General features: G+C 59.7%; 7 protein-coding genes. 2 read left to right on the forward strand and 5 right to left on the reverse strand.

Annotated elements, in window-relative coordinates:
- Positions 1-3 precede the first annotated feature (3 nt).
- Positions 4-2,178, forward strand: coding sequence for a TonB-dependent receptor family protein (locus ACWCIA_RS22425; RefSeq protein WP_454166698.1), 2,175 nt, complete (start codon positions 4-6; stop codon positions 2,176-2,178).
- Between the two features lie 215 nt (positions 2,179-2,393).
- Here the strand turns inward: ACWCIA_RS22425 and ACWCIA_RS22430 are convergent, their stop codons facing one another.
- The 5 genes from ACWCIA_RS22430 to ACWCIA_RS22450 all read right to left on the reverse strand — a co-directional run bounded on the left by ACWCIA_RS22430 (position 2,394) and on the right by ACWCIA_RS22450 (position 7,176).
- Entirely contained in the window at positions 2,394-2,909 is a 516-nt protein-coding gene (locus ACWCIA_RS22430; protein WP_454166699.1) for a CPBP family glutamic-type intramembrane protease, read from the reverse strand.
- 609 nt (positions 2,910-3,518) lie between these two features.
- Positions 3,519-3,671: a hypothetical protein gene (locus ACWCIA_RS22435; protein WP_454166700.1), complete on the reverse strand. Its 153-nt coding sequence runs from the start codon at positions 3,669-3,671 to the stop codon at positions 3,519-3,521.
- Positions 3,672-3,709: 38 nt separating this feature from the next.
- Positions 3,710-3,874 (reverse strand): hypothetical protein, encoded by a 165-nt coding sequence (locus ACWCIA_RS22440; protein ID WP_454166701.1) that lies wholly within the window; start codon positions 3,872-3,874, stop codon positions 3,710-3,712.
- Positions 3,875-4,306: 432 nt separating this feature from the next.
- Complete coding sequence (locus ACWCIA_RS22445; protein WP_454166702.1) at positions 4,307-6,634, reverse strand: TonB-dependent receptor; 2,328 nt, start codon at positions 6,632-6,634, stop codon at positions 4,307-4,309.
- Positions 6,635-6,879: 245 nt separating this feature from the next.
- Positions 6,880-7,176 (reverse strand): hypothetical protein, encoded by a 297-nt coding sequence (locus ACWCIA_RS22450; protein WP_454166703.1) that lies wholly within the window; start codon positions 7,174-7,176, stop codon positions 6,880-6,882.
- 312 nt (positions 7,177-7,488) lie between these two features.
- Here ACWCIA_RS22450 and ACWCIA_RS22455 point away from each other — a divergent pair, with 312 nt between their 5' ends.
- On the forward strand, positions 7,489-7,905 hold the full coding sequence (locus ACWCIA_RS22455) for a DUF2061 domain-containing protein (RefSeq protein WP_454166704.1): 417 nt from the start codon (positions 7,489-7,491) through the stop codon (positions 7,903-7,905).
- The last annotated feature ends 233 nt before the right edge of the window (positions 7,906-8,138 follow it).

Genomic DNA, 8,138 nt, shown 5'->3' on the forward strand with positions numbered 1-8,138 from the left:
TGCATGCAGCAACCATTTCCTTCCCGTCGCCGCGCCATCGCGGCGCTGTTTGCGACGGGCGGCGCCGCGTTGGCGGCAAACTTCGCGGCAAGCGGCACGGCGCTGGCCGCCGGCCAGGCGCAGGCGCAGCCGCAACTGCTGGCGCAGGGGCCGATCCCGGTCGTCATCGTCACCGGCAGCCGGATCGAGCAGGACAGCTTCGACTTCCCGGGCGCGGTCGACATCGTCGACGCGGGACGCATCGGCGACACCCAGCTGCGGGTCAACGCGTCCGAGGCGTTGTCCGTGGTCCCCGGCGTCGTGGTGCATAATCGCGAGAACTACGCACAAGACTTGCAGATTTCCTCGCGCGGCTTCGGCGCCCGCTCGGCCTTCGGCGTGCGCGGCGTGCGCCTGATCGCCGACGGGATACCGGCCTCGATGCCGGACGGCCAGGGGCAAGCGGCCACCTTCAACCTCGACCTGGCCGAACGCATCGAGGTCTTGCGCGGCCCGTTTTCCGCGCTATACGGCAACCACTCGGGCGGCGTGATCCAGCTGTTTACGCGCGAAGGCAGCGGCCGGCCGTCGCTCGAGACGACGGTTTCCGGCGGCAGCGACGGCATGCGCAAGGTCGACGTGAACGCGCAGGGCGAGGCCGGCGGGGTCGGCTACCTGGTCGACATGTCGCGCTTCGATACCGACGGCTACCGCTGGCACAGCGCCGCGCGGCGCGACCAGGGCTTCGCCAAGCTGAGCGTCAAGCCGAGCGACACCAGCCGCCTGACCGTCACCGCCAGCACGCTGACGCAGGACGACACCCAGGATCCGCTGGGCGTGACCCGGGCCACCTTCCAGCGCGACCCGCGCGCCGGCGAAATCGACCTCACCGACACCCGTACGCCGCAGCGCACGCTGGCCGAGCGCTACAACACGAGAAAGAGCATCGAGCACACCCAGGCAGGCGCCACCTTCGAGCAACGCTTCGGAGAAGACCGCCTGCGCTTGACGGCCTGGGCCGGTAACCGCCAGGTCATCCAGTTCCAGTCGTTCTCGCGCGGCTTCCAGGCGCCGCCCACCCATTCGGGCGGGGTCATCGATTTCGACCGCGATTTCTATGGGGCAGATTTGCAGTGGCTGGCGGTGCGCCAGGTCTGGGGCGGCAAGCTCAGCACCACCGCCGGCATCGAATACAGCCGCTCGGAGGACGACCGCCAGGGCTACGAAAACTTCATCGGCAACGAGTTCGGCGTCCGCGGCGCTTTACGGCGCGACGAGACCAACGAGCTCTACAACCTCGATCCCTACCTGCAGACGCAATGGGAGGGCGGCCCCTGGATCCTGACGGCAGGCCTGCGCCGCAGCAGCCTGAAAGTGAAAGTGAGCGATCGCTTCCTTGCCAACGGCAACGACAGCGGTGACGTCGATTACAGCAAGGTAACGCCTGTCGTGGCCGCGATGTACAAGGTCTCGCCGCAACTGAACGTGTACGCCAGCGCGGCGCGCGGTTTCGAGACGCCGACGCTGAACGAGTTGTTTTATTCGGCCGGCGGCACCGGGTTTAATTTCAACCTGGGCCCGGCAACCAGCCGCAACGTCGAGGTCGGCGCCAAGGCCAAGCTGGGAGAGCACACCCGCGTGGAGGGGGCGTTATTCCAGGTGCGCACGAATGACGAACTGGTGGTCGAGACCTCGGGCGGCGGGCGTACCAGCTACCGCAATGCCAGCGAAACGCTGCGCCGCGGCGCCGAGGTCTCGCTCAACAGCGATCTCGGCGCCGGCTTCAGCACCCGGATGGCGCTGACGGTGCTGCGCGCCACCTACGAAACCGGCTTCGGCAGCGTGGCCGCCGGTAGCCGCCTGCCGGGCGTGCCGCGCGCCAGCTTCTTCGGAGAATTGGCGTGGCGCGACGAGGGTGGACGTTTCGGCGCCGCGCTCGAAACCATCGCCCGCGGCAAGGTGTATGCGGAAGACAGCAACACCGAACAGCCGGCGCCCGGCCACGCGATCGTCAACGCACGGGTGCAGGCGCGGCAATCGGTGGGGCCATGGCGCTTCCGGCAGTTCATTCGCCTGAACAATATGTTCGACCGCGACTATGTCGGCTCGGTGATCGTGGGCGATGCCAACCGCCGTTACTACGAGGCGGCGCCGGGGCGGCAGTGGATGGTGGGGGTCAGCGCGCAGTATACTTTTTGAACGACCAGTCGCGTTGTAAATTTAGGCACCGCAGTCCTCAAGCTTTTAAAGTATGGAACAGCGTGGCACAGTAGGAATGTATGAATAGCGCAAAGAAAACGGAGGACGATCAAAAATTTAGATCGATAACATGTACCTGTTAAATGATCCATGCATTTGTAACATCTCTTATATACACCAATACTTCCTTATTGCCCTGAGCAGAAATAACTAAATTATTTACTAGAAGCCCAGATAAATTCCGCTATTATAAGCACAGCATTGTGTGCCGTATGAGCAGAGATTGTCAATGCAATAGCCGATGGCATCGATTTCCCGCGAGCCCAGGCATAGCCAGAAGAAAGCATCCCTCCCACCAAGATCATTTTAAGAACTTGCTCAAAACCTCCAGATATGTAATGCACACCGCTAAAAAGAAGCGTACTCACAACCATCGCCTTTTTCAGCTTGCTAAGTGAGTCAACTCCAATTAACTCGAAAACGAGAACTTGAAAAATTAATGTCTCAAACGCTGGCGCGAATAAGATTGCAACTACCGCCAATCCCGCCATATCAATTTGACTTAATGTCGGCTCTGACGTTAAAAATCCAGCTGTCGAAGCTTTTAATAGCGCATCAATGAAATATAATATGGACGATGAGATACAACCCAAAGTGACTCCGCACCATATTGCAGAGAATGTATTTTCTGCAAGTAAGAATACGCCAAAACTGTTATTTGACTTTTGCATTTTGTAGTAAAAATTTAATCAGCCAATCGATTTTTTCAAGACCGTCAAGAAAGGTGCTTGCAGAGCCATGCACCGAAATTATTATGAACACGGTGCATTTAAGGATTTCCAAGTAAAACTATTGACAAAATTCTTGCTCAGCATTGCTCTTGTTATCGCGACGTAGCTTCTTACTGTATATACATCGCAAAGCAAGTGATTACTGATGTGGGTGCTGCTAGTTCTCAACTTCTGCTATATGAAGCAGCAGAAACTGAAACACAGATGTTTCACATTTCGACGTAAATACATTTTTCAAAAATAGTCAAAAGTGTGGGGGGAGGTAATGGCATCTCGGCACAGCCGATTCGATGTTTTAAGCCCACCAACATAGTTACTGCGATATCAAAAAAAAACAGAACACGCCAAATGCGCTCTCTACTCGCTTGGATTTTTAGCCAAATTTAGATTTGAGTGCCAATCGTCGCCGTTCGATAATCCAGCGTTATGCGTCATCAGATTTTCGCTACGAGGTTCGGTCCTGTTTCATCTCTGAGAAACACTTATCGTCCCCGTTAAAAAATTTTAGCTGCCACACTGCCATTGAAATGGCAGTGTGGCATCCACATCTTAGGCGTTATATCCCTTTTTTACGCCTTCAATAAAACCTACACAAAACTCCTTTGCTTCTCCTGCAAGTGCTATGATTTTTGCTAACGCCCCTGGAGACGCTTTAGCCCCTGCGGATATTTCAGTGATTTCATCTTGATCGAGTTCACGCATTTTTGCCTCGTAAATTATTTATTGTATATATTGAAATGTCAGGCACCGTATTGCATGGCACCCAGCATTTCATTTTCGTATGAATCTACTCGTTTTTGCGTCTTCGCTCCGGCACCGTACAACCAGCCCAAGAATGATCCGACGGAACGCGAGAAGCCTGCGCCACACACGATTTCGACTTCCACTGGATTTAGCTCTTTCATGATCTCTCCTAATCAGTTAAAGGTCCTAGACGCGACAAGCTGGGAAAACGCCCGGCGTAGAAAGATAATAGTTTCCTTGGAGGAAATTCTTGTAGAGTTTTATCAAGGTATTGGCATTAGCGTCCAAAATTTAAAAAATTAACACACGTTTTGATAAGAATCTAATGTGGCGGACTTTCAACAATACTCTGGATCAATTTAACTGAGAGATGGGTTGCTATTGGGGTATTCGCGAGCGATGCTGAGCGGCAGTTGTCGTACGTTGCTGCTCAGCCGGGAAAACGCCTATCACGAGTTAATATTGGGCTGCTATAAACAAACCGTTTCTGCTTGTCCAGCCTCGTTGTAGTGCGTATAGCGTTCGACCCGCCTTAGTCTTCGTCGAAATTCATGCAATACTCAGCGAGCTCTGTACATGCGGCCAGACCGAATTCAAAATGTTAAGCGAAGGCCCGTGACAATAGACCGCGGCGCACTGGGCGCGACAAAGCGCGCGTGACCCGCGTCCCCCTCGCCTTCATGCGGTTTCAATTGTCGCCCGTTCGGAAACAAATCCGGCGTGACCGCGCCATAGGTTTCGTAACGGCGGTCGAACAGGTTGTTCACCCGTGTGAACAGCTCCCAGCCCGGCGCCGGACGGTAGCTCGCCCGCAATCCCACCAGCACATGTCCGCGCACGCGCCAGTCGGCGCTCCCGGGGTCCTCGCCTGGCGCGGCATCTTCAACCAGGCCATCCTCGTTCCCCTGCGTGACGAGGCTGCTCGCCGCCTGCAGGTCGGCGCCGAGGTCGAGTCGCGGGTGCGGCGTCCAGTCCAGTGCCAGTTTGCCGCTGTGCCTGGGCAAGCCGGCGAGACTGGTGCCGCGTTCGACCTGCACGTTGCGCGCACCGGTGAACAGTTCGCCGGCCGCATCGTATTGCGCGTCGAGGTAGCTGTAGGCCAGCCGGAGGTTGACGGGTCCGAATTGGCGGGTCAATGAGGCGTCCAGTCCCTGGTGGCGGGTGCGTGCAAAATTGGTGAAGTAGCCCTGGCCCGAAGGGGCGCTCAGGAACAGGATGTCGTCGCGGTTGGCCGTGCGGTGCAGGGAGACGACATAGCGTCCGCCCGCCAGCCGTCCGCGCACCCCGGCTTCCAGCGTGCGCGCGATCACCTGTTTCAGATAAGGATCGGCCTGCAAGCCGACCGGCAGCCGGCAGGGATTGTCTGGATCGGCGCAGCCGAGTTCGATCACGGTCGGGACCCGGTTGCCCTGGGCGAGGTTGGCAAAGACGGTGGCCCCAGCGCCGAGCTGGTGCGTGAAACCAAGCGAGGGGTTGAGGCGGGTGTAGGTAAAACTCTCCGCAGGCTGCAGGCCGCGTTCGTTGGTGAGGGTGTTGGACACGCGTGCGCGGTTCAGGCGTGCGCTGGCCGTGAGCTGGGTAGCGGGCGACAGGGCATGGCTGGCCGCCACGTACAGGCCGAGCGCGCGCGAACTGCCGATCACGGAGGCATCGAGCTCGGCTTCTTCGTCCGGGTCGCCGAGCACTTCGCGCTCGGGACTGATGAACGCTTCCTGCTCGAACTGGGCATATTCCGACCGGCTGTGGTCGAAGGTGATGCCGGCATCGAAGCGGTCGGCGCCGCGCCGCATGCTGAACGCGGCACTGACGCCGCGCGCCCGCTGGCGGGTGCTGGTGGTGTTCAGTACGCCCGGGTGCAAGGCGGCGCCCTCCTCGCGCGTGAATCCGCAGTCTGCCGGCTCGAGCGCGGCGCCGTCGTCGTCGAAACCGTCCTCGCAATCCTCGACATAATCGTCGTAGTCTTCGCTGACGTCTCCGTTGACGGTGTCGCGGCGGCTGTTGCGTACATAGGCGGTGGCGCTGATTTCGCTATCCGCATTCAAGCGGTGCGTGAGGTTGAAGGTGCCTTGCCCGAGGCGGTTACGCGTCGTGTCGGGATGGGTATAGACGGCGTGCCGGTCCGCTTCATACAACAGGTCGGGCAGCAGTCCGTTGCCGCGCAAGCGGCTGCGCCCGCCCAGCCAGGCGAGGCTCCAGTCGGTGTCGCCCTGCGAGCGGCCGACTTTGAGCAGCAGGTTGCCGAGGTGCCCGTCAGAGTAATCTCGCCAGCCCGCGTCGTCGAACCAGGTGGCGCCGACGAAGCTGTGCCATCCCGCGTCGCCCCGCCAGCCATAGGCAAGGTCGCCCCTGCGCCGGCCGCGGTCGCTGAACGACAGGCTCGCCTCGCCGCCGGGATGGCTGAGCCCTGATTTGGTGGTGAAAGCGAGTGCGCCGCCGAGCGTGTTCAGGCCATATAAAGGGTTGGCGCCAGGGACCAGCAGCACGCTGCCGATGGCGGCCTCGGGCACCATGTCCCAGTTGACCACGTCGCCGAAGGCTTCGTTCACGCGCACGCCGTCCAGGTAGACGGAAATGCCCTGCGCGCTGCCCAGCACGGGCGAGGCGCGAAAACCGCGGAAGGTGACGTCGTTCTGGAAAGGGCTGCCCGACACCTCGTTGACGTTCACGCCGGTGAGGTTGCGCGACATGAATTCGGCCAGGTTGTCGCCGCCGGCCTTGCGCAGCGCCTTGTCGGTAATCAGCTGCACCGGATAAGGAAGCAGGTCGCGCTCCACGCCGAGACCGGGCAAGGGGGCCATGCCGACGACTTCGACACGGGCGATCTCGCCCTGGATGGCGTCGGGCTCGGCATAAGCGCAGGGTGGGAGCAGCGCAGCCGCGACGAGGATGGCAAGCGGGCGCCGCCTTGGCAGGCGCTTCATGGCTGGACGGCGCGAAGGCCGGAAGCTGACAGGGGCATGCGTGTCCCATGCTGAGTTGATCGGATCGATCAGTCTCGTGCAAGCGGCATGCCATGGCGGATGCCTGCGCGCGCAAAGAAGGCTGCGCAAAAACGGAACAGGTGTTGCGGCGCGGCTGTCACGCCAGGTGAACAGTTGTGCCGATGCCGATGTCAGGTGTTGCCTGGTTCAGGCCGTTAACCATCTGCCTTTGGATGCAGCCGACGCTAGTGCCGCCCGCCGCGCCGGTGTCCCCAGCCCCGCCCATGCCCCCAACCGCCATGGCCGCGCCAGCCATGTCCGTAGTGGCCGCTGTGGTACTTGCCGTAGTGGCGATGCTGGTAAAAGCCGAAATCCAGGAAAACGGGAGGCGCGACATAGGTCGGATAGCTGTACCCGGAATCATAAGGATAGGTGTCGTAGGCGGCATAGGGCGGCGCGTAGACGGCACAGCCGCCGAGACCGCCGGCCAGCAGCAGCGCCGCCACGATGCGTCTTGCTGCGCGCGTGCTTCGAGTGTCCATGTCAGCGCCCTCCCCGACCTGTAACTCGTTTCATTCTAGTCGCAGGCTCAGGTTTTTCAACGTCGATGCACTGGGAATACAAATCCGGTGCGCGCTTGTCGAATGATTGGGAGATCGCGCCGCCGGCCAGGATGCGCCGCTTTCCCTCCGACGCATCGTCGGACCTCGGTGTGCTCGACCTGGATAAACGACTGCACACCTTGCCTTGCCGTTGATAGCTCCAACCTATTAATACAGTTAAATTAATTTGTTTAACTTATTTTATGAGAATGATTATCATTTGCTCCTGATTGTTCGAGATGGAGCGGGACCATGATCATTGCAGCAAAGCGGCTCAGCCAGATAGCAACCCACATGGGCATCGCCTATGTGCTGGCGTACGCAATGACAGGATCGCCGCTGTTGGGCGGGCTCGCCATCCTGGTGGAGCCGGTCATCAATGTGCTGCTGCTGCCCTATCACGAAGCGGTCTGGGCCAAGTGGCGCCGCCGGGCACGCGACCTGGGCGCACGCTCGCTGGCGCTGGTGGCCGAGAAGATCAGCCAGACAGCCTTGCATGCCGGCGTCGCTTTCGGCGTGATGTTCGTCGCGACCGGCTCGCTGGCCATGGGCGGCATCGCTGCCCTGGTCGAGCCGATCTGTAACGTCATCGTCCTGCCGCTACACGACCGCCTGTGGACCAACCTCGAGCGTGCCGCCCTCAGCCATACCGGGTTGCGCAGCGCTTGATTCCCCCCGCTCATCGATACTCGTAGGGTGGAGTCCCGACTCCACGCGTTTCACCGCTTGATCATCCGGCGGCGTGTACATCAAATCGTTCACGAGACAAATCGGACGCCCAAATGCAAAAAACCCCGCAGAGATCACTCTGCGGGGTTTTGCTTATAACTAGCCTGACGATAACCTACTTTCACACTGGTTGCAGCACTATCATCGGCGCAAAGTCGTTTCACGGTCCTGTT

This window comes from Massilia sp. SYSU DXS3249, assembly GCF_053668055.1.